This is a genomic window from Bacteroides sp. 1_1_30 (assembly GCF_020982715.1).
GTDB classification, from domain to species: domain Bacteria; phylum Bacteroidota; class Bacteroidia; order Bacteroidales; family Bacteroidaceae; genus Bacteroides; species Bacteroides xylanisolvens.
The window spans coordinates 1-624 of record NZ_JAJKHN010000246.1; the positions used below are offsets into that span (position 1 = coordinate 1).

General features: G+C 39.4%; 1 protein-coding gene. It reads left to right on the forward strand.

Annotated features, from left to right (window positions below; all coding sequences use genetic code 11):
- Position 1: 1 nt before the first annotated feature.
- Positions 2-624 (forward strand): transposase (locus LPH68_RS26510; RefSeq protein WP_230297296.1); only part of this gene is annotated, 623 nt, incomplete at its 3' end.

Here is a 624-nt window from a genome sequence, read left to right on the forward strand (position 1 = left end):
CCTGAGTGACTTCCAGAATTGGGATCAGAGAGCACATGCCCAAGAGTATATCCTTTATCCAAAGAATATGGGTTATCACCTATGTATTGACGAAACGGCTTTAAGTAAGGGAGATCTTTATACCATCTTAATAAATAGAGATAAGCGAGGTAGGAAAGGTTCTATTATAGCTGTAATTCAGGGCACTAAAACCGATGATATCATTGCGGTACTTACAAAGATGCCACAGGAGCTGCGTAATCAGGTCAAAGAAATTACACTGGATATGGCCGGGAGCATGCAAAAGATTGCCAAAACGTGCTTTCCACGTGCCATGCAGGTGATTGATAGGTTTCATGTACAAAAACTTGTATACGAAGCTGTACAAGAGTTGCGCATTACATATAGATGGCAAGTGATAAAAGAGGAGAATAAAGCTATGAAAGCGGCAAAAGAGAAGGGGGAAGTATATAAAGCAGAAGAACTCGAAAACGGAGATACACTCAGGCAATTATTGGCCAGAAGCAGATATTTATTATTTAAATCACCTGATAAATGGACCAAGAGTCAGAAAATCAGGGCAGAATTACTTTTCAAGCAGTTTGAAGATATTAAGCACGTATATTACTACTCATTGGAGTTGGG